General features: G+C 72.9%; 17 protein-coding genes and 1 tRNA gene. 15 read left to right on the forward strand and 3 right to left on the reverse strand.

The window, feature by feature from the left end; all coding sequences use genetic code 11:
• Positions 1-91: 91 nt before the first annotated feature.
• From obgE to ITJ54_RS10185, 13 genes are all read left to right on the forward strand, one after another.
• Entirely contained in the window at positions 92-1,609 is a 1,518-nt protein-coding gene (obgE, locus tag ITJ54_RS10125) for a GTPase ObgE (protein WP_194627904.1), read from the forward strand.
• Positions 1,610-1,616: 7 nt separating this feature from the next.
• Positions 1,617-2,426: a glutamate 5-kinase gene (gene proB / locus ITJ54_RS10130; protein WP_194627906.1), complete on the forward strand. Its 810-nt coding sequence runs from the start codon at positions 1,617-1,619 to the stop codon at positions 2,424-2,426.
• Positions 2,427-2,546: 120 nt separating this feature from the next.
• Complete coding sequence (locus ITJ54_RS10135; RefSeq protein ID WP_194627908.1) at positions 2,547-3,812, forward strand: glutamate-5-semialdehyde dehydrogenase; 1,266 nt, start codon at positions 2,547-2,549, stop codon at positions 3,810-3,812.
• 41 nt (positions 3,813-3,853) lie between these two features.
• On the forward strand, positions 3,854-4,054 hold the full coding sequence (locus ITJ54_RS10140; protein ID WP_194627910.1) for a hypothetical protein: 201 nt from the start codon (positions 3,854-3,856) through the stop codon (positions 4,052-4,054).
• Positions 4,055-4,065: 11 nt separating this feature from the next.
• Positions 4,066-4,665: a nicotinate-nucleotide adenylyltransferase gene (nadD, locus tag ITJ54_RS10145; RefSeq protein WP_194627912.1), complete on the forward strand. Its 600-nt coding sequence runs from the start codon at positions 4,066-4,068 to the stop codon at positions 4,663-4,665.
• Positions 4,666-4,865: 200 nt separating this feature from the next.
• Positions 4,866-6,155 (forward strand): hypothetical protein, encoded by a 1,290-nt coding sequence (locus tag ITJ54_RS10150; RefSeq protein WP_194627914.1) that lies wholly within the window; start codon positions 4,866-4,868, stop codon positions 6,153-6,155.
• Between the two features lie 121 nt (positions 6,156-6,276).
• Positions 6,277-6,672: a ribosome silencing factor gene (gene rsfS, locus ITJ54_RS10155; RefSeq protein ID WP_194627916.1), complete on the forward strand. Its 396-nt coding sequence runs from the start codon at positions 6,277-6,279 to the stop codon at positions 6,670-6,672.
• Positions 6,673-6,767: 95 nt separating this feature from the next.
• Positions 6,768-6,840: transfer RNA gene (locus ITJ54_RS10160), tRNA-Ala, on the forward strand.
• Between the two features lie 97 nt (positions 6,841-6,937).
• Positions 6,938-7,861 carry an aldose 1-epimerase family protein gene (locus tag ITJ54_RS10165; RefSeq protein ID WP_194627918.1) on the forward strand — a complete coding sequence of 308 codons (924 nt, stop codon included), beginning with the start codon at positions 6,938-6,940 and terminating at the stop codon, positions 7,859-7,861.
• A complete protein-coding gene (locus tag ITJ54_RS10170; protein ID WP_194627920.1) occupies positions 7,840-9,336 on the forward strand; it encodes an anthranilate synthase component I family protein in 1,497 nt (498 codons plus the stop codon). The genes ITJ54_RS10165 and ITJ54_RS10170 overlap by 22 nt, the downstream gene beginning before the upstream one ends.
• A 65-nt stretch (positions 9,337-9,401) precedes the next feature.
• On the forward strand, positions 9,402-10,238 hold the full coding sequence (locus ITJ54_RS10175) for a hypothetical protein (protein WP_194627922.1): 837 nt from the start codon (positions 9,402-9,404) through the stop codon (positions 10,236-10,238).
• Positions 10,235-11,857, forward strand: coding sequence for a DNA polymerase Y family protein (locus ITJ54_RS10180; RefSeq protein ID WP_194627924.1), 1,623 nt, complete (start codon positions 10,235-10,237; stop codon positions 11,855-11,857). The genes ITJ54_RS10175 and ITJ54_RS10180 overlap by 4 nt, the downstream gene beginning before the upstream one ends.
• A gap of 13 nt (positions 11,858-11,870) precedes the next feature.
• On the forward strand, positions 11,871-15,287 hold the full coding sequence (locus ITJ54_RS10185) for an error-prone DNA polymerase (RefSeq protein WP_194627926.1): 3,417 nt from the start codon (positions 11,871-11,873) through the stop codon (positions 15,285-15,287).
• Between the two features lie 460 nt (positions 15,288-15,747).
• Here the strand turns inward: ITJ54_RS10185 and ITJ54_RS10190 are convergent, their stop codons facing one another.
• Both ITJ54_RS10190 and ITJ54_RS10195 read right to left on the reverse strand, forming a co-directional pair.
• Complete coding sequence (locus ITJ54_RS10190) at positions 15,748-17,235, reverse strand: HAMP domain-containing sensor histidine kinase (RefSeq protein WP_323741674.1); 1,488 nt, start codon at positions 17,233-17,235, stop codon at positions 15,748-15,750.
• Between the two features lie 11 nt (positions 17,236-17,246).
• The gene (locus tag ITJ54_RS10195) at positions 17,247-17,924 is read right to left on the reverse strand and encodes a response regulator transcription factor (RefSeq protein WP_071274172.1); all 678 of its coding nucleotides are present in this window, start codon (positions 17,922-17,924) and stop codon (positions 17,247-17,249) included.
• A gap of 183 nt (positions 17,925-18,107) precedes the next feature.
• Between ITJ54_RS10195 and ITJ54_RS10200 the strand changes: the two genes are divergently transcribed.
• On the forward strand, positions 18,108-18,425 hold the full coding sequence (locus tag ITJ54_RS10200) for a hypothetical protein (RefSeq protein WP_194627928.1): 318 nt from the start codon (positions 18,108-18,110) through the stop codon (positions 18,423-18,425).
• 10 nt (positions 18,426-18,435) lie between these two features.
• On the opposite strand, the gene ITJ54_RS10205 is transcribed toward ITJ54_RS10200, so the two are convergent.
• Complete coding sequence (locus ITJ54_RS10205; RefSeq protein ID WP_194627930.1) at positions 18,436-19,491, reverse strand: FUSC family protein; 1,056 nt, start codon at positions 19,489-19,491, stop codon at positions 18,436-18,438.
• 69 nt (positions 19,492-19,560) lie between these two features.
• Here ITJ54_RS10205 and ITJ54_RS10210 point away from each other — a divergent pair, with 69 nt between their 5' ends.
• Positions 19,561-20,817 (forward strand): aminoglycoside phosphotransferase family protein, encoded by a 1,257-nt coding sequence (locus tag ITJ54_RS10210; RefSeq protein ID WP_194627932.1) that lies wholly within the window; start codon positions 19,561-19,563, stop codon positions 20,815-20,817.
• The last annotated feature ends 438 nt before the right edge of the window (positions 20,818-21,255 follow it).

Here is a 21,255-nt window from a genome sequence, read left to right on the forward strand (position 1 = left end):
GGCCGTGTGCCTGCCCCTCATTCGTGTTTCGACGGCCCCGGCCGTCACTGGCGGCTCCGGTCGCCTCTGGTCTACGGAGAGTGAACAACCGATGGCGACGTTCGTCGACGACGTGATCCTGCACCTCAGCGCGGGGAACGGCGGCAACGGCTGCGTGTCCGTTCGTCGCGAGAAGTTCAAGCCCCTGGCCGGTCCGGACGGCGGCGACGGCGGCGACGGCGGGGACATCGTGCTCGTCGCGGACCCGCAGGTCACCACGCTGCTCGGCTACCACCGCTCGCCGCACCGCTCCAGCCGCAACGGCCAGCCGGGCATGGGCGACATGCGCAGCGGCCTCAGCGGTGCCGTCCTCGAGCTCCCCGTGCCCGTCGGCACCGTGGTGTACGACGAGTCCGGCGAGGTGCTCGCGGACATGACCGAGCCGGGCATGCGCATCGTCGTGGCCCAGGGTGGTCAGGGCGGCCTCGGCAACGCCGCGCTCGCCTCGACGAAGCGCAAGGCCCCCGGGTTCGCGCTCCTCGGCACCGACGGCGAGGCCAGCGACGTCCGCCTCGAGCTCAAGACGATCGCCGACGTCGCCCTGGTCGGGTACCCGAGCGCCGGCAAGTCCTCGCTCATCGCCGCGGTCTCCGCCGCGAAGCCGAAGATCGCGGACTACCCCTTCACCACCCTGACCCCGAACCTCGGCGTCGTCGAGTCCGGCGAGGTCCGCTTCACCGTCGCCGACGTCCCCGGGCTCATCGAGGGCGCGTCTGAGGGCAAGGGCCTCGGGCTCGAGTTCCTCCGTCACGTCGAGCGGTGCGAGGTCCTGCTGCACGTCATCGACTGCGCCACGCTCGACCCGGGCCGCGACCCGATCAGCGACCTCGACGTCCTGCTCCACGAACTCGAGCGCTACCCGGTCCCCGAGGGCCAGCTGCCCCTGCTCGAACGCCCGCAGCTCATCGCCCTGAACAAGATCGACGTCCCGGACGCCGCCGAGCTGGCCGCGTTCGTGACCCCGGAGCTCGAGGCCCGCGGCTACCGCGTCTTCCCGATCTCCACCGCGTCGCACCAGGGCCTCCGCGAGCTGAGCTTCGCCCTCGGCGGCATCGTCGAGCAGGCCCGTCTCGTCAAGGCGTCCGAGCCCGTCCCGGAGCGCATCGTCATCCGCCCCAAGGCCGTCGACGCCAAGGGCGGCTTCACCGTCCGCGCCGAGGGCGGCGAGGAGCACCGCTTCTACCGCGTCCGCGGGACGAAGCCGGAGCGCTGGGTGCAGCAGACCGACTTCACCAACGAAGAGGCCATCGGCTACCTGGCCGACCGGCTCGCCAAGCTCGGTGTCGAGGACGGCCTGTTCAAGGCCGGTGCCGTCGCGGGCTCGACCGTCGTCATCGGCGGCGACGGCGGGATGATCTTCGACTGGGAGCCGACCCTCACCTCGACCGCCGAGCTCATCACGAGCGCCCGCGGCACCGACGCGCGACTCGACTCGAGCGGGCGCCAGACGAGCAACGAGCGTCGCCAGAACTACTACGAGCGGATGGACGCCAAGGCCGCCGCCCGTGCCGAGCTGGAGCAGGAGCGGAAGTCCGGCATGTGGGCCGACGACGAGGACGAGCAGGGCTGACCGCCGCATGACCGACACGACCGCCCTCGGCCCCGTGCGCCAGCGCGCCGATCTCCCGCGTGCCCGGCGGATCGTGGTCAAGGTCGGGTCGTCGTCGGTGTCGGGTGACGCCGCGGGCCAGATCGGCTCCCTCGTCGACGCCCTCGCCATCGCCCACGGGCGCGGCACCGAGGTCGTCCTGGTGTCGTCCGGGGCGATCGCGACGGGCTTCCCGTTCCTCGGGCTCGAAGGGCGTCCGGACGACCTCGCCACCCAGCAGGCAGCGGCGGCCACCGGGCAGAACGTGCTGATGTACAGGTACCAGCAGCAGCTCGACCGGCACGGCGTCGTGGCGGCGCAGATCCTGCTCACCGCCGGCGACCTGCAGAACCCGACGCACCGTGTCAACGCGCAGCGGGCGATCGACCGGCTGCTCGCCCTGCGGGTGCTGCCGATCGTCAACGAGAACGACACCGTCGCCACCCACGAGATCCGCTTCGGCGACAACGACCGGCTCGCAGCGCTGGTGGCGCGGCTCCTCGGGGCCGACGCCCTCGTGCTGCTCTCCGACGTCGAGGCCCTGTACACGAAGCCACCCGAGCAGCCGGGCGCCGAACGCATCGACGAGGTCCCGTTCGGGGACGAGCTCGCCGGTGTCACGTTCGGGTCGGTCGGCTCGGCCGGGGTCGGCACCGGGGGAGCGGGCACGAAGGTCGCGGCGGCACGACTCGCGGCCGAGGCGGGCACCGCGGTGCTCGTCACCGCGACGTCCCTGGTCGACCGGGCCCTGGCGGGGGAGCACGTCGGCACCTGGTTCCACGCGGGGTCGCAGTCCTGACGCTGCCGGGCTGCCGCCGTCACGCGGGCGGTGCCGGTCGCTGACTGCCGCCGTCACGTGGGTCGTGCCGGTCGCTGACTGCCGCCGTCACGCGGGTGGTGCCGGTCCTACAATCGACCCATGTCGCTGACCGCCCCCGCCCCGACCCTCACCGACAAGCTGGTGGCGGCCCGCGCCGCGGCCGGCGCCCTGGCGACCGCCACCACCGCCGTGAAGGACGCCGCGCTCCTGGCCGTCGCCCGGGCGGTCCGTGCGGCCACGGACGACATCGTGGCGGCGAACCACCTCGACCTCGTCGCGGGTGAGGACGGCGGACTCGCCGGGGGACTCCTCGACCGGCTCCGACTCGACCCGGGCAGGATCGACGCACTCGCGACGGCCGTCGAACACGTCGTCGGGCTCACCGACCCCGTCGGCCAGTCCGTGCGCGGGTCGGTGCTGCCGAACGGCCTGCAGCTCAGTCAGGTCCGCGTGCCGTTCGGCGTCGTCGGCGCGATCTACGAGGCCCGTCCCAACGTGACGGTCGACATCGCCAGCCTGGCGCTCAAGAGCGGCAACGCCGTCGTCCTGCGCGGCGGATCGGCAGCGGAACGCACGAACGCGGTGCTCGTCGGGGTGCTGCAGGACGCGGTCGAGTCGGTCGGGCTCCCACGCGCGCTGGTCCAGACGATCGACGAGTTCGGCCGGGCGGGCGCGACCGAGCTGATGCGTGCCAGGGGGCTCGTCGACGTGCTCATCCCGCGGGGCAGCGCGTCGCTCATCCAGACGGTGGTGACCGAGTCACAGGTCCCGGTGATCGAGACCGGCGCCGGCGTCGTGCACGTCTTCCTCGACGCGTCGGCGCCCCTGGAGCGGTCCGTCGACATCGTCCTGAACAGCAAGGTCCAGCGGCCGAGCGTCTGCAACGCGCTCGAGACCCTGCTCGTCCACCAGGCCGCCGCCGAACGGCTCCTGCCGACCCTGGCGGACCGGCTCCGTGCCGCCGGGGTGACCCTCCGCGGCGACGACGCGACCCGGTCGATCGTGCCCGGCGTGCTCCGTGCGACCGACGTCGACTGGGCGACCGAGTCGATGGACCTCGACCTCTCGATCCGGGTGGTCCCGGACGTCGACGCCGCCATGGCGCACATCGCGCGGTGGTCCACGCACCACACCGAGTCGATCGTGACGAACGACGTCGACACCGCCGAGCGGTTCCTGCAGGCCGTCGACTCGGCCGTGGTGATGGTCAACGCGTCGACGCGGTTCACCGACGGCGGCGAGTTCGGCTTCGGCGCCGAGGTGGGCATCTCGACGCAGAAGCTGCACGCGCGCGGACCGATGGGGCTGCCCGAACTCACCAGCACGAAGTGGGTCGTGCGCGGACAGGGTCAGATCCGCGGCTAGACTGGCCCACAGTCTTCCTCGACCGATCGGAGCACCGCACCATGACCCTCCTCGCTGAAGCCGCCGAGAACGCCTCGTCGGTCCCCGCGTTCATCTTCCCGGTCGTGGCCGCTGCGTTCTTCGCCTTCCTCGGTTTCGTCACGTGGTCCTTCCGTGACGTCGCGTACCGTCACTCGAACAAGTTCGAGGCCACCCGCACCCACGAGACCGGTGTGGACGAGTACGGCCACACCAAGATCTGACGCGCCGCTCCATGCTCGAGAGCTCGGGGCGGCCCCGCATCGGTGTGATGGGCGGCACGTTCGACCCCATCCACCACGGCCACCTCGTCGCCGCGTCCGAGGTCGCCAGGTCGTTCGACCTCGACGAAGTCGTCTTCGTCCCCACCGGACAGCCCTACATGAAGTCCGGTGTGACCGACGCCGAGCACCGCTACCTGATGACGGTCATCGCGACCGCGTCGAACCCGATGTTCACCGTGAGTCGCGTGGACATCGACCGTCCCGGCCCGACGTACACGGTCGACACGCTCCAGGACCTGCACGAACAGCGTCCCGACGCGCAGCTCGTCTTCATCTCGGGCGCAGACGCCGTCCAGCAGATCGTCGACTGGAAGGATCATGATGGCCTGTGGGACCTGGCGCACTTCGTCGCGGTCACCCGTCCGGGCCACAACCTGAGCATCACCGGGCTCCCCGAGCGTGACGTGAGTCTGCTCGAAGTCCCGGCCCTGGCGATATCCTCGACCGACTGTCGCGACCGGGTCCGACGCGGCAACCCCGTCTGGTACCTGGTGCCCGACGGCGTCGTCCAGTACATCACCAAGCACCACCTGTATCGGAGCGTTGCATGAGTCCGTCCGACGCGCAGCCGCCCCTGTCGCGGCGCCAGGCGCGCGAGCGAGAGCGCGCAGCCTCGGCCGGGGGCCAGCCTGTGACCCCGCCGCCGACCGTGGCCGCACCCCAGCCCACCTCCGTCGACGGCGCACGTCGTCGTCCGGGTTCGCACGTCGCGCCGGCGGCTCCCGGCCCCGCGCAGTCCGCAGGGCCGGTCGTGCCGTCAGCACCGACCTCGTCCGCCGGCGTGCCGGACCAGCCCCCGGCCTCCGCAACGGAGATCGTGCCGGGATCCGGCGGCCTCACCCGCCGACAGATCCGGCAGATGCGCGCCGCCGAGGGGCAGGCCACCGGACCGGTGCCGCTGCGCAACCCGGCACCCCAGTCGTCCGACCGCACGGTGCAGGACGTCCTGGGCACGGTCGCCGAGCTGCAGGGCGACCAGGGCGACACCACGCCGCCGACCGCTCCCGCCGGGTTCGCCGGGGCGACTCCTCCCGCGTCGCCCACCTCCGACGACCCTGCCGACGAGCAGTCCACGGACGCCTCCGCTCCCGCGCCGCTGCCCGACCCGGCCGCCGAGCCGTCGGACTGGCAGGAGCCCTCCACCGCGACCACGCACCTCGACGAGGCTGCCGTCGAGCAGGCCACCGCCGCCGACGGGTCTCCGGATGCCCTCGAGCCGCTCGAGGAAGCCGCGGCGAACGCCGAGGAGCCGCGCCGCCACCGCTCGACCTGGGCGCCGCAGGCCGGCGACAACGAGAGCGACGCGAGCACGGACGGCTCGCCCGACGTCGACGGCGCGTCGGAGCTGCCGGCCGGCGTGCTCACGGACACCACGGCTGCACCGGACGCTGCCGCGTCGACGCCCGGGGTGTTCCCGCTGTCCCTCGACGAGGACGACACGAACGAGGTCCCGGTCCAGCGAGAGGACCGTCCGGTCCCCGCTGATGCACCGACGTCGCAGGCAGCACCCGGAGTGGCCTTCGTGCGCCCGGCCGAGCCGAAGCCGATGACGACCACGTTCGCCACCCCCGTCGGACACTGGTCCACGCAGGCGCACGACTCCAACGACACCGAGGTCCACGACGAGGCGACCGGCATCCGTCGGGTCGCCGAGACGGGCTCGAACGCGATCATCCTGCCGAACTCGGCGCTGGCCGACCCCACGGGTGCGCTCAACGCCACGGGTGAGGTCATCCTGACCGGCTCGATCGACCTGCCGGCGTCGCTGTCCTCGACCGGGTCGCACCGGCCGATCGACGGTGCCGAGGTGGACCGCCTGCTCGAGCAACACGACGAGCAGCCCGAGACGGACGCCAGCCCCGTCCGGGCCAGCCGCGCGGTGTCGAGTCACACGTCCACCCGGCAGGTGGTCCTCGCGGCCGCCAAGCCGAAGGAGTCGCGCGTGCCGATGATCCTCGGGATCACCGTCGGTGGTGTCTGCGTCGCCGCGGCCACCGTCATCATCGTGGCGCTCGTCTCGACGAACTTCTTCGGGTCCTGACGTCCGCGTCGCCCTACTGCTGTCGACCTCCTCGGTCGACCGACACCACGCCGCCGTCGGTGGCGTGGCTTATGATCGTGTCCCGTCCGGTGTCCTGCCGGATGACAACCGGAAGGACTCCGTGACCGCTTCCACCCGTGCTCTGGAACTCGTGCAGGTCGCCGCCGGCGCCGCCGACGCCAAGCAGGCCGAGGACCTCGTGGCCCTCGACGTGACCGGCCCGCTGCAGCTGACCGACGTGTTCCTCCTCGCCACTGGGCGCAACGAGCGCAACGTGATGGCCATCGCCGACGAGGTCGAGGACCGCATGCTGCAGGCCGGCGCCAAGACGCTCCGCCGTGAAGGCCGGAGCGAAGGCCGCTGGGTCCTCATCGACTTCGGCGACATCGTCGTGCACGTCTTCCACGAGGAAGACCGCCAGTACTACTCGCTCGAGCGCCTCTGGTCGGACTGCCCGACCATCACGCTCGACGTCGTCGCCGCGAACGCCCCGGCGGATGCCTCGGCCGACGCCTGACGCCGACGCGCCCGGGGTGCCGCCGCGATTTCGCTCCCCGGGTCGGCCATGGTGTACGCTTCACTGGTGCCTCGGGGGAACCTGAGGAACAAAATGGGTCTGTGGCGCAGCTGGTAGCGCACCTGCATGGCATGCAGGGGGTCAGGGGTTCGAGTCCCCTCAGATCCACCCGCGAAGCCCCGCTCTCCTCACGGAGAGCGGGGCTTCAGTCGTTGTCGGCGGTCCGGTCTCCGGTCGGGAGGCGCCCGTTCGCTACGCTGAGCGCATGAGCAACGACGCCCCCCTCTCCGGCACGCAGCTGTCCATCGCCGCCGCCGGGTACACCGCCGAGATCGCCACCGTCGGAGCCACGCTCCGCGCACTCCGGCAGGGGGGCCGCGACCTCGTCGTCCCGTTCGCGGCGGACCAGGTCCGCCCGGTGTTCCGCGGCGCCGTCCTCGCCCCGTGGCCGAACCGCGTCGTCGACGGCCGCTACACGTTCGACGGGCAGGACCACGAGCTCGCCCTCACCGAGCCGAAGCGCTCCCACGCCCTGCACGGTCTGGTCGCATGGGTCGACTTAGCCGTGGAGCAGCAGGAGGCCGACCGCGTCACCCTGACGACGACCGTCCAGGCGCAGGAGGGCTACCCGTTCCGTGTCGTCGTGCACGTGGAGTACCGCCTCGACGCCGAGGGCCTGCACACGACCGTGACCGGCACGAACGCCGGCGACCGCCCGGCACCCTGGGGGACCGGCCCGCACCCGTACCTCTCCGCGGGTGCGGGGAGCGTCGACGACTGGACGCTGACCCTGCCCGCCGCCGAGGTGCTCGAGGTCACCGAGGACCGGCTCGTGCCCACGGAGCTCGTCCCCGTGCACGACGAGTTCGACCTCCGCACGCCGACCCTGGTCGGCACCCGCTTCATCGACCACGCCTTCACCGGCTTCGACCGTGACGCCGAGGGCACGGCAGCGATCACCGTCACCGCCGCCGACGGGCACGGCGTGCGCGTGACCTTCGGCACGGAGTGCGGGTGGGCCCAGGTGCACACCGCCGACCACGTCGTGCCGGAGTACCACCGTGCGGGCCTCGCCGTCGAGCCGATGACCTGCGCGCCGGACGCGTTCAACGCGGGCGAGGACCGCGGCCTGGTCGTGCTCGCCCCCGGCGCAGCACACGCGGCCGCATGGACGATCGCGGCCGTCTGAGGATCGAGTCCCGTCGGGTCGACGGAGTCGACCTCGCGTCCATCGTCCGATCGGAGGACGGCGACCTCGTCTGGTTCGACTCCGCGCTGCCCGCTGGCGCGCCCGCATCGGCTGCCGGCCGGGCACGGTGGTCCGTCGTCGCCCCGTGCGACGGCCCCTTCGCCGTCCGGTTCCGTCACGAGGCCCGCTCCGCCGTCATCGACGTCTCGACACCGGCACGGTCGTGGTTCGGCATCGACCGATCGGAGGACCGCCCCGCGTTCGCCGTGCTCGACGACCTGCTCGCCGCCACCCCGCACCTCGACGAGCCCCTCGTCGGCCTCGGGTTCGCGCTCGGCTGGGTCGGCTTCCTCGGCTACGAGCTCGGCCGGGAGTCCGGCGGACCCGACCGGACCGCCGGCGGCCACGCGGACGCCGACCTGCGGTTCGTCGACCGTGCCGTCGTCGTCCGCGACGACGGCGCCGCGTGGGCACTCGCCCTGGTGAGCGACGCCGAACCGGCGGCCAGCGCCGCTAACCGGGCATGGCTCGACTCGGTGGGCACCCCGGCACCGGCGGTCGACGTCGTCGACGTGCCCCCGAGCCTCCCGGCCGGGTCGGTGGCGACCGGACGCGTGTCGCGCGCCGCGTACGAGACCGCGGTCGACGCGTGCCGCGCCGAGATCCGCGAGGGGAACGCGTTCCAGGTCTGTCTCACCACCGCCTTCGCCCTGCCGGTGGCCGCTCGGGAGGCTCGGGTCGGCTCCGGCACGGACCCGCAGCTCGACGAGTACCTGCGCATGCGGGCGGTGGACCCGGTGCCGTTCGGTGCCTACCTGCGGCTCGGACCGCTGCGGGTGGCGAGCCGGTCGCCGGAGCGGTTCCTGCGGATCGACGCCGACGGCGGGGTGCTGGCCGAGCCGATCAAGGGGACACGACGACGGCTCGAGGACCCCGAGGCGGACGCGGTGGTGCGCGACGAGCTGGCAGCGAGCGTCAAGGACCGTGCGGAGAACGTGATGATCGTCGACCTGCTGCGGAACGACCTGTTGCGGACGGCGACGCCCGGGTCGGTGCACGTCGATCGGCTGTGCGAGGTCGAGACGTACGCGAGCGTGCACCAGATGGTGTCGACGATCGGTGCCGTGGTGCCGGCGGGGACCTCGCGAGCGGCGGTGGTGCGGGCGGCGTTCCCGCCAGGGTCCATGACCGGTGCGCCCAAGATCAGCGCGATGGCCACCTCCGACCGGTTGGAGGATGTGCCGCGCGGGGTGTACTCGGGCGTGATCGGCTACTTCTCGGCGAGCGGGGCGGCGGATCTGTCGGTGGCCATCCGGACACTGGTGACGGTGGTCGGTGCGGACGGCGTGCGGTCGCGGACGCTCGGTGCCGGCGGCGCGGTGACGTGGTCCTCGGTCGCGCAGGACGAAGCGGACGAGGTCGAGACGAAGACACGGTCGGTGCTGGGGAGCGTGGGGGCGGTCGCTTCCTGGTGAGCTGATCGAACGGGTGTTCGAACGCATGTCCACGAATGTCGGACGCGATTGACATCATCGAACACATGTTCGAATATGAGGGCATGCAGACGGCGACGGCACTCCGTTCGCCCGGGGACCGCGCCGAGCGCCCCGGGCGTCGTGACGCTGCCGTCAGCGGTGTCGGTGCTGCCGACCACCTCCGGGACGCCCGCGCGGCACTCGACCGGATCACGTCGCTGCGCTCGCGGGTCGACGACATGGAGTCGACCCGCCTGGACACGGCGGGGCTCCCCACGGCGGCGGCGTTGGAGCCCCTGCTGCCCGGGGGAGCCATCCGGGCAGGCGGCACCTACGCGGTGCCCGAGTCCGTCCTGCTCGCGATGACCATGCTGCAGGCAGCCTCTGCCGCGGGGGCGTGGTGCGCGGTCGTCGGGGTGCCGTCCTTCGGGATCGAAGCCGCGGCGGCCGCCGGGATCGACCTGGAACGCCTCGTGCTCGTGCCCGACCCGGGCGACCAGTGGCTCGCCGTGACCGCGGCGATGGCCGACGTCGCACAGATCGTCCTGACCCGTCCGCTCGGGCGGGTCGTGCCCGGTGACGTCGCGCGCCTGTCCGCCCGGTTGCGGCAGCGCGGGGGAGCGCTCGTCGCCCTCGGGTCGTGGCCAGGCGCCGACGTCACGCTGCGCGTCACGTCGTCCACGTGGTCGGGGATCGGACAGGGGCACGGCCACCTGACGGAGCGTCGGGCCACGGTGACGGCGACCGGTCGTGCCGGCGCGGTGCGTCCGCTCAGCGCCGAACTGCTGCTGCCGGCGGCCGACGGTGTGGTCCGGACCGCGACGCCGATGCCGGTGGCGCTGCCCGGGGGCGGCGAGCACGGAGTGCGCGGCGACCTGCGGCCCGTGGCGGTGGCGTCGTGATCGGGCAGCAGCGCGTCCGTGTCGACGCGATCGTCCGTGGTGGCGGAGCCCTGCCCGAGCCCCCGCCCACCAGGACCATCGTGCTCTGGTGCCCGGACTGGCCCGTCATCGCCGCTGCCCGGGCCGCCGGTGCCCCGCCGGAGCAGCCCTTCGCGGTGGTGTCGAAGGGCCTGGTGTACGCGAGCTCGGCGTCCGCGCGGCAGCACGGTGTCGTCCGGGGGCTCCGGATGCGGGAGGCCCAGGCGCGCTGCACGGACCTCGTGGTGCAGTCCTACGACGACGCCCTCGACCACCGTGCGTTCGAGCCGGTCATCCGGGCCGTGGAGGCAGCGGTGCCCGGGGTGGAGGTCCTGCGTCCCGGCACGCTCGCGCTGCGCTCCCGTGGGCCGGCGCGCTACTACGGCGGTGAACGCGCCGCAGCGGCCACGCTCGCCGGGATCGCCGCCGACCACGGTGCGCCCGGGGTCCGTGCGGGCGTGGCGGACACCCCGTTCGCGGCGGAGCAGGCCGCCAGGGCACGTCCGGTCCGGCCGGGGGAGCGGGTGCGCATCGTGCCCGTCGACGGGTCGTCCGACTTCCTGGCGCCGCTGCCGCTCGGGGTGCTGGGTGATGCCGACCTGGCGTCGGTGCTCGACCGCCTCGGCATCACCACGCTCGGGGCGTTCGCCGCGCTGCGTGACGAACAGGTGCGTGACCGGTTCGGGCTCGCCGGGGCGTTCCTGCACCGACTGGCGGGCGGCCGCGACCCGCGCGAGATCTCCGCGCGCGAGATCCCGCCGGAGCTCCGGACCGAGGCCTCCTTCGAGCCGGCGCTCGACCGTGCCGACCAGATCGCGTTCGCGTTCCGCCGGTCGGCCGACGACTTCGCCGCCCGGCTCCGCGCTGCCGGGCTCGTCGCGACGACCATCCGCGTGGGGATCCTCGACGAACGGGACATCCTGCTCGAGCGCACCTGGACCCACCCCCGCTGGTTCGACGCCGCCGACGTGGTCGACCGGGTGCGCTGGCAGCTCGCCGGCGGGGTCGACCCCACCGGGCTCGAGGCCCCGGTCACGTCGGTGGTCCTCGAACCGGTCGCCGTCGACGACATGGCGAACCACGAGCGCGGGCTGTGGGGGTCGGGGCCGGACGAGCGGGTCCACCACGGGCTCGCCCGCGTGCAGGGCATGGTCGGACACGACGGCGTGGTGACCCCGCGCATCGGCGGTGGGCGAACCCTGTCCGAACGGATGGTGCTCGTGCCGTGGGGCGACGCGCCACCCGCCGACCTCGGCGCCGTCCGTGACCGCCCCTGGCCCGGCAAGCTCCCCGGGCCGCCCCCGGCCACGGTGCTCGAGCGTCCCCGCCCCGTGGACGTCGTCACGGTCGACGGCGGCAGCGTGGACGTCGACGACCGCGGTGTGCTCTCGGGCACGCCCGGCCGGTTCCGAGCCGAGGGTGACCGCGGCGGTGGCTTCGCCGCGGTGACCGCGTGGGCGGGTCCCTGGCCGCTCGTCGTGCGCTGGTGGGACGCCGGCGGTCGGCGCTTGCACCGGTTGCAGCTCGTCGACGCCGAGGGACGGGCCTGGTACCTGGTCCTCGCCGACCACCGCTGGTGGGCAGAGGCGGTCGCCACGTGAACAGGAGCAGCTGATGGGGTACGACAACCCACCGATCCCGTGGTCGCAGTTCGAGCGGGCGCTGTCCGACAAACGGAGCCCGGGGACGGCACACGAGGGCGACGGCGGGGACAGCCCGGCGTGGTCGCGCAAGCGTGCGCGGTACGAACCGTCCGAGGTCGCCCAGGGCAGTGACGCACCCACCGTGCCGTACGCGGAGCTGCACGCGCACTCCACGTTCAGCTTCCTCGACGGCGCCAGCCAGCCCGAGCACCTGTTCGAGGAAGCCGCCCGGTTGCGCCTGCACGCCCTCGCGCTCACCGACCACGACGGCTTCTACGGCGCTGCCCGGATGGCGGAGGTCGCCGAGGCCTACCCGACCGTCGGCACCGTGTACGGCACCGAGCTCTCCCTCGGCCTGACCGAGCCGCAGAACGGGGTCCCCGACCCCGAGGGCTCCCACCTGCTGCTGCTCGCCGACGGACAGGACGGCTACCACCGGCTGGCCGGGGCCGTCACGAGCGCCCACCTGCGCGCCGGGTCCGAGAAGGGCCGTCCGCAGTACGACCTCGACGACCTCGCCCAGCGGTCGGGCGGACACTGGCGCGTGCTGACGGGCTGCCGGAAGGGTGCCGTGCGACAGGCGCTCGAACACGGCGGCGAGTCCGCGGCCGACACCGCCCTGCGCGCGCTGCTCGACCGCTTCGGCACCGGCAACGTGGTCGTCGAGCTCCTCGACCACGGCGACCCGCTCGACAGCGCCAGGAACGACGCCCTCGCCGCGTTGGCGGCCGCACATGCGCTGCCCGTCGTCGCGACCGGCAACGTGCACTACGCCACACCCGACCGGTTCCCCGTGGCGACGGCCCTCGCCGCGGTGCGGGCACGGCGCAGCCTCGACGAGATCGACGGCTGGCTGCCGGCCGCCGACACCGCCCACCTGCGCTCCGGTGCCGAGATGACCCGTCGGTTCGCGCGGTACCCGGGTGCGATCGAGCACAGCGTGACGCTCGCCGACGAACTCGGCTTCCGCCTGAAGACCGTGCAGCCCGGGTTGCCCGACATCGACGTCCCGGACGGCCACACTGCGATGTCGTGGCTGCGGGAGCTCACGTGGGACGGCGCCCGGCGCCGGTACCCGGGCAGCGCGGACGGCGTCGACCCCCACAAGCGGGAGCGCATCGAACGCGAACTCGCGGTGATCGAGGACAAGAAGTTCCCCGGGTACTTCCTCATCGTCCGCGACATGGTCCAGTACGCCCGGGGTCGGGGGATCCTCTGCCAGGGGCGTGGTTCGGCGGCGAACTCGGCGGTCTGCTACCTGTTGGAGATCACGGCGGTGGACTCCATCCGCTACGGACTGCCGTTCGAACGGTTCCTGTCGGCGATGCGTGACGAGGAGCCCGACATCGACGTCGACTTCGACTCGGACCGCCGAGAAGAAGTGATCCAGTACGTCTACGACAAGTACGGCCGGTACAACGCCGCGCAGGTCGCGAACGTCATCACCTACCGCCCGAAGGGCGCCGTGCGGGACATGGCCAAGGCACTCGGCCACAGCCCGGGGCAGCAGGACGCCTGGTCCAAGCAGGTCGAGCGCTGGGGGTCCGTCACCGAGAGCCAGGACCACGACATCCCGGCCGAGGTCGTCGGGCTGGCCAGCGACGTCCTCGGGTTCCCCCGGCACCTCGGCATCCACTCCGGCGGCATGGTGCTCACCGACCGGCCCGTGGGCGAGGTCGTGCCGATCGAGCACGCCCGCATGGACGGCCGCACGGTGCTGCAGTGGGACAAGGACGACTGCGCGTACATGGGGCTGGTGAAGTTCGACATGCTCGGGCTCGGCATGCTCGCGGCGTTGCAGTACTCGTTCGACCTGGCGGCGGAGCACTGCGGGGAACGCTGGGAGATGCACTCCATCCCGAAGGAGGAACAGGGCGTCTACGACCAGCTGTGCCGGGCGGACACGATCGGGGTGTTCCAGGTCGAGTCCCGCGCGCAGATGGGCACGCTGCCCCGACTGCTCCCGCGCCGGTTCTACGACCTGGTGATCGAGGTCGCGCTCGTGCGCCCCGGGCCGATCCAGGGCGGCGCGGTGCACCCGTACATCCGGCGCCGCACCGGCGAGGAACCGATCACCTACATGCACCCGTCGCTCGAGCCGGTGCTCGAACGCACCCTCGGTGTGCCGCTGTTCCAGGAGCAGCTGATGCAGATGGCGATCGCCGTCGGCAACTGCTCGGGAGACGACGCCGACCTGTTGCGGCGTGCCATGGGGTCCAAACGCGGACACGAGAAGATCGACCGGCTGCGCGACAAGCTCTACGCGGGCATGGCGGACAACGGCATCCACGGAGCGGACGCCGACACCATCTACGCGAAGATCCAGGCGTTCGCGAACTTCGGCTTCGCGGAGAGCCACTCGATCAGCTTCGCGCTCATCGTCTACGCCAGCGCCTGGATGCGCCTGCACTACCCGGGGGCCTTCCTCGCGGCGCTGCTCCGGGCCCAGCCGATGGGGTTCTACTCGCCGCAGACCCTGGTGGCCGATGCTCGACGACACGGGGTCGAGGTGCTGCGTCCGGACATCCTGCGTTCGGCGGTCGACGCAACCCTGGAGCCCCTCGACGGACACGGTGCCGGGTCGCACGGTGACGATGCCTGTCTCGCCGCCGAGCAGCCACCCGTGCTGCCGTTCGACAAGGCGCGGCCCGACGACACCGCACAGCACCGGCGGGACGGCGCCTCCGCGGTCCGGCTCGGGCTGGCCGAGGTGGCCTCGCTCGGACGCAAGAGCGCCGAGCGGATCGTCGCCGAGCGCGACGCCAACGGGCCCTTCACGGACATGTCCGACCTCGCCCGTCGGGTCGGCCTGACGACGGCACAGCTCGAGGCCCTCGCCGCCGCCGACGCGTTCGCGCCGTTCGGGGTCGACCGCCGCGGCGGCATGTGGTCGGCCGCCCAGGCCGCTGCCGAGCGCCCAGACCAGCTGCCGGACACGCAGGTCGTCGTGCAGCCGCCGTTGTTCGGACAGATGACGAGCGGCGACGTGCTCATCGCGGACATGTGGTCGACGGGCATGACGACGGACGACCACCCCGTCGGGCACCTCCGCGACCGGCTCCGGGCGAAGCGGGTGCTCAGCGTCGAGGACCTCGCCACGGCCGAGAACGGTCGGCGGATCGAGGTCGGCGGCATCGTGACGCACCGGCAGCGTCCGGCGACGGCGTCGGGGATCACCTTCCTCAACGTCGAGGACGAGACCGGCCTGGTCAACGTCATCTGCAGCGTCGGGGTGTGGGGGCGGTACCGGCGAGTTGCCCGGGAGTCACCGGCGGTCGTCGTCCGCGGGATCCTCGAGCGCTCGCAGGACGGCGTCGTGAACGTCGTGGCCGACCGCATCGAGCGCCTCCCGCTGGCGGTCAGGACGAGGTCCCGCGACTTCCAGTGACGCGGGCGCCGCGGTGCCCGCACGCCATCCGCGCCCCGCTGCGGGCATCGCGCCCGCGGGTACCGGGGCGCGATGTGCGCCACGGGGCGCGGTGCGAGGGGCATCAGGCGCTGCAGTCCGCCGCGACGTCGCGGGGAGCGGAGCATCCGCGTGGACTGGCCCACTCGCGCGAAGCGGCGCATCTGCGCAGCTACGCGATGCGACGCCGCGCCGGCCGTGCCGACGTCAGTGAGCACGTGCCGGGCGGGAGGCTCGGTGCGGGCTGGCACCGAGCCTCCCGCCCGGCCGCGCCGCGAGCGGTCGCGACACCCCGCTCAGGTCCGCCCACCGGCCACGACCCGTCGGTCGGAGCGTCGCGCAGCGACGACGACCGCCCACTCGGCCGAACGCGCGCGGGGCGTCGTGACCACTCGACGCAGGCGTGGCGGGGCGAGGCACGAGCGAGGGCTGCCGCGCAGCGCTACCGCGCCACGGGGACGCGCACGGTGACCTCGAGACCACCGGAGCGGACGTTGCGGAGGGACGCCGTGCCTCCTGCCCGTTCGGCGACGGCACGGACGATCGCGAGCCCCAGGCCGGAGCCGCCCGGCAGCGGGATCGTGCCGGTGGCCGGGTCGGGAGCGGGGCGGGACTTCCTGGCCTCGTCGGGGCGGGTGAAGCGGTCGAAGGCGACCGGCACGAAGGACTCGGGCACGCCGGGCCCGTCGTCGGTCACCTGGAGCTCGCCGAACTCGGGCGTGCTGCGCCAGGTGACGAGGACGCCGCCGCCTCGGGGGAGTGCGGAGACCGCGTTGCCCGCGATGTTCGTCACGAGCTGGGCCATGCCGCCGGCGTCGAGCCGGTACCGGGCCTCGTCCGAGGGCGAATCCGAACCCGAGGGCGACCCCGACGCCGACCCCGCCCCCGCACCCCCAGCCGGCGGCTCCAGGTCGAAGTCGACGGTGACGTCCTTCGTGCTCGCGATCAACCGGACCCGGTCGACGGCGGCCATGACCTCGTCGCCCAGGTCCGACCACGTCGAGAGCGCCTGCTGGTCGGTGTCACCGGCGCGCTCGGACTCCTCGATGCGGGAGAGCGTCAGCAGGTCGTTCGCCAGCCGGGACAACCGCGCGACGTTGTTCTTGGCCCGCTCGATGTGCTCGGCCAGCGCGGCGGCGTCACCGGTGTCGAGCGAGGCCAGGTCGAGCTGCGTGGTGAGGATCGCGAGCGGGGTGCGCAGTTCGTGGCTGGCGTCGGAGACCATCTGGCGCTCGCGCTCGGTCGCCTGCCGGGTCCGCGCCAGGAACGCGTTCAGCGTCATGGCGAGGGACGCCAGCTCGTCCTGCGCCGGCCCGACCGGCAGCTCGGCGCGCTCGGGGGCGACGGAGAGCCGCTCGGCCTCGCGCCGCATCCGGTTCACCGGACGGAGCGCGGCGGTGGCGAGGACCCACGAGGCGATGCCGAAGGCGACGAGGATCGCCAGGCCGGTGATCGAGAGGGTCGTGGTGAGGTCGTCCACGACGATCGCCTCGGCCTGCGCGTTGCGGGCGGCGACGACGGTCCAGCGCCCCGCCTGGTTGACAGGGTGTTCGACGACGACGCGGTACTGCGAGCCGGACACGGTGATGACGTTCGTGCCGGCGGCGGTCGTGGTCAGGCTGCCGAGGGCGTTCTCGACCCGGGTCGGCATCGTGGAGAGCCGGATCTCGCCCTTGGGAGACACGACGGCGACGAGCTGCGCGTTGCCGGGCGGGGACAGGTCGGGATCGCTGTCGACCTCGAGCGTCGCGACGTACGGATCGGCGTCGGCGTCGAGCAGGGTCCTGGTGGCCGACGCGACGACGCTGACGACCTGGAAGCGCATCACCAGGACGAGCAGCACGATGACCACCGCGGCGATCGCCGTCGACCCGATCGTGATCCGCGACCGGAGCGAGAGCAGCCGGAGCGGCCGGATGAAGCGCAGCACGTCGCGGCGCGTCAGGACCCGAGCAGGTCGAGTCGGTAGCCGCGGCCGCGCACGGTGGAGATCGCGACGGTCGCCTCGTGCGACGTCAGCTTCTTGCGGAGGTACGAGATGTACTGCTCCACGACGTTCGGGTCGACGTGCTGCGATCCGTCCCAGACCTCTTCGAGGATCTTGGGCCGGTCGACGACCGTGCCGACGGAGCGCGCGAGCAGCCGCAGCAGCGCGAACTCGGTCGGGCTGACGGCGACGCGCTGCCCCTGGATGGAGACGCGGCGGGCCTCGGAGTCGATGGCGACGTCGCCGACCTCGATGACGCGCGGGGCCCCGGCGGCCTCGCGGCGGCCGAGTGCGCGGAGCCGGGCGGTGAGCTCGGCGAAGGCGAACGGCTTCGTCAGGTAGTCGTCGGCACCGGCGTCCAGGCCGAACACCCGGTCGTCGACGCCGTCGCGGGCGGTGACGAGCAGGATCCGCACGGGGTCCTCCCGTTCGCGGATGCGTCGCGCCAGCTCGAACCCGGACATGCCGGGCATCATCACGTCGACGACCGCCAGGTCGAAGGCGTTGTCCCCGAGCGCGATGAGCGCCTCGACACCGTTCTCGACCGCGGTCACGCGGTACCCCTCGGCGGCGAGACCGCGTTCCATGAGGGCGCGCATCTCGTCGTCGTCCTCGACCACCAACAGCCGCATAGTGACCTCCTGGGACCCATCGTGGCATCGAACCGTCGTCCGGTGGGGCTGCGACCTCGATCCTGACTGAATCTCGTCACAGCGTGCCCCGTGATCGAGGGACATGAGGACTGCTTGTGTCGTTGCTAGGCTCCCCGGCAGGACGGGATGTACCCGACAGACCGTCCTGTCTCTGGGGGACCCATGAACGACCACTCCGACCACCCGGCAGTCATCCGACTGCGTGCCGAGCTCGACGCCGCGTGGAAGGGCGTCGGCGCGCTCGCGCAGCTCGAGGGCGTCAGCCGCGACCGCGTGGTCGCCGAGCTCCGCGCCGCCGTCCCGGACGTCGCCAGCCGTGCCGCTCGCGAAGCCGGCCAGGAGGCCGTGGTCGCCGAGCTCCGTCGGTTCGCGGCTGCCGAGGTGGTCGCCTCCGACCCCACGGTGCCCAGCCGCGTGATCTGGGGCGACATCGTCGGCACCGCCACCGTGGCGGCCACCGCAACGACGACGCTGACGTAGGGCCGCGCGCTCAGTCGTCCTCGCCGAGGAGCTCCTCGCGCACGCGCCGGATGTCCTCGAGCAGGGCACCGATCAGGATCCAGTGCCGGGAGTTCGGCCGGACGACCTCGAGCGGTGCGGTGAGGGCCGGCTCGGACTCTTCCGCGAAGGCCTCCGGCTCCGTCATCGCGAGTTCGGTGGACTCCACCTGCCGTCCGAGTGCCCGGACGTCGGCGCCGATCCTGGCCACCTCGGTCGCGATCCGTCCCACCATCGGGTCGGCGCGGAGGTCGGGCGTGGCGTTGTCACGGATGGCCCGTGTCATGCCGGTGACCCGCGTGACCAGGACCCGCAGGTGCTCGGTGACGGCGACGTCCCGGTCGAGGATCATCCGGTGCCGACCGCCGCGCGGGTTCATCGTGAGCGACTCCCGCGCCGCGGTCAGTGCGGCGTCGGCCTTGGCATGCTGCTGCCGGAGCGAGCGCGCCCGGAGCAGGGCGTCGTGCCACCGGTCGTGGTCCCAGCCCTCGGTGAGACCGATCGCGACCCGCTCGAACGCCACCGCGGTGTCACGGGCCAGCCGGGCGACCGCGAGGTGGCCCGGGCGGAGCAGCACGGGCGGCACGATGACGGCGTTGACCACGAGGGCCACCGCAGCGCCCAGCACGGTCTCGAGGACGCGGTCCGCCGAGTAGTTCGGGGTGACCACCCCGGCGGTCAGCACGAGCATCCCGCTGATGCCGACCTGTGTCGCCGAGGTCGGCGTGAGCCGGAGCGCCCAGGCGATGAGGATCGACACGACGATCGCGACGAGGACCACCCACACCGAGTCGCCGAGCAGGAAGTGCAGCCCGGTCGCCAGCACGACGCCGAGCACGACGCCGGCACTGCGCTCCAGACCCTTCACGAAGGACTGGTTGATGCTCGGCTGCACGACCAGCAGCGCCGCGATCGCCGCGAAGGTCGGGAAGGGTCCGCGGATGACGACTTCACAGAGCAGCACCGCCGCGACCACCGCGACCGCGGTCTTCACGACCTGCAGGAAGGGGGAGCGGCTCGAGCTGCGGAGGCGCGAGACCGGGTTCACGGAGACCACGCTAGCCACGCATCCGCACGCCGAGCCGTGCACGAACGCGACGAAACCGCACGGACACGGTTGACTGATCCTGTGTGGCCGAATCATGAGCGCGTCATCCCGGAGGCCTTCGTCGGCTCCGGGACCACTGTCGTGGCTGCGCGCGCGCACTCGGTCGAGCCCTCGGGCAACGGGTACCTGTACGGGTATGAGGTCGACACCCTCGACCGCAACAACTTGCGCGCCACCGTCCTGACCTACGTCGACACCGGCGGCACCCACGACCAGAACAGCGCCCTGGTCACGGACCCGGCGACGAACGAGCCCGTCTCGGTCTGGGCGTACCCGAACGACCCCGGCCTGCCGGTCCTGCCGCAGGTGACCTACCGCGACGCCGTGGCCGAGCTCCTGACCACCCTCGGGATGCCGGTGACGAACCCCGTGCTGACCGTCGCCGCCTACCGCCCGGGCAAGCGCGCCGTGGTCCGGGTCGACGCCCCGGAGGGCACGCTCTTCCTCAAGGTCGTCCGCCCGCACCGCGTCGCACCGATCGTCCGCACGCACGAGCAGTTCGTCGCGGCCGGGCTCCCGGTGCCGCGCGTGCTCTCCAGTCGTGGTGACGGTCTGCTCGTGCTCGAACGGATCCGTGGCGTGCCCGCGGGCAGCCGCATCCTCGACATCGCCGACGACCCGCGCTTCGTGGCGTCCCTGGCGGCGCTGACCGGCCGGATCGCCACGGTGCCGATGACCCAGCAGGCCCGCGCCGACGCGATGGACCACGCGGACTGGCACCGGAAGACGCTCGTCACGGCGCTCCCGCAGGACGCGCTCGAGATCGACGAGCTCTACGACGCGATCGGCCGACGCTCGATCGGCTGGACCACGACCGACAGACAGGTCGTGCACGGTGACCTGCACCTCGAGCAGGTCTTCGTCGACGAGGACGAGCCCTGGCGCATCTCCGGCCTGCTCGACATCGACACCGCCGGCTGGGGCTACCCGGTCCGCGACATCGGCGCGGTGGTCGCACACCTCGTCGTCACCGGGCTGTGGCACCGCTCCCGGGGTGACGCCGACCGAGGCGCAGCCGCGGAACGCCTCGCTGACGCCATCGCCCGCGACTGGGCCGCACGGAACCCCGCCGCCGCGGAGCGCCTCGGACCGGCCATCGGCGCCCAGCTGCTGGCGCACGCCGGAGGCCAGGCGACCACGGGCTCCGCGAACGGCATCGCCACCGCGGAACAACTGCTGCGGGCGACACGGGCCGCGCTCGCGGAGCCGGCGCCGAGCCTCCCGGCCGACGGGTCGGCCCGCCCCCGGTCCGCGCCCCGCCGCTGAGACGCGCGTTCCCACCTGCCGCGCGTGGGCCGGCAGGTCGGAACGCGCGTACTGGGTCGGAAGATCTGACCCGGTACGCGCGATTCCGCTCACCACGCCCGTTCCCCCTTGCAACGCGCGATTGCACCGGCCACGCGCGATTCCACTCGCAACGCGCGTTCCCGCCGACCGCGCCTTGGGCGGCAGGTCGGAACGCGCGTGGTGCGTCGGAAGATCCGACCTGGTAGGCGCGGTTGCACCCGCAACGCGCGTTCCCGCCCACACCACGGCCTGGAGGCCCGACGCGCGCGGGGTGCGCCGAGTCGCCTCCGTCGGTGGTCCGGGAGTACACTGACCGCGCACGCACCGCGTGCTCGCACGCCGCGTCGATTCCGGACACGGCACCCGACCGGTTGGTCGAGCGGGCACCGGGTCCGCGGCCGCTCCCAGTGAGTCGCG

This window comes from Curtobacterium sp. VKM Ac-2865, assembly GCF_015350905.1.
Classification (GTDB): domain Bacteria; phylum Actinomycetota; class Actinomycetes; order Actinomycetales; family Microbacteriaceae; genus Curtobacterium.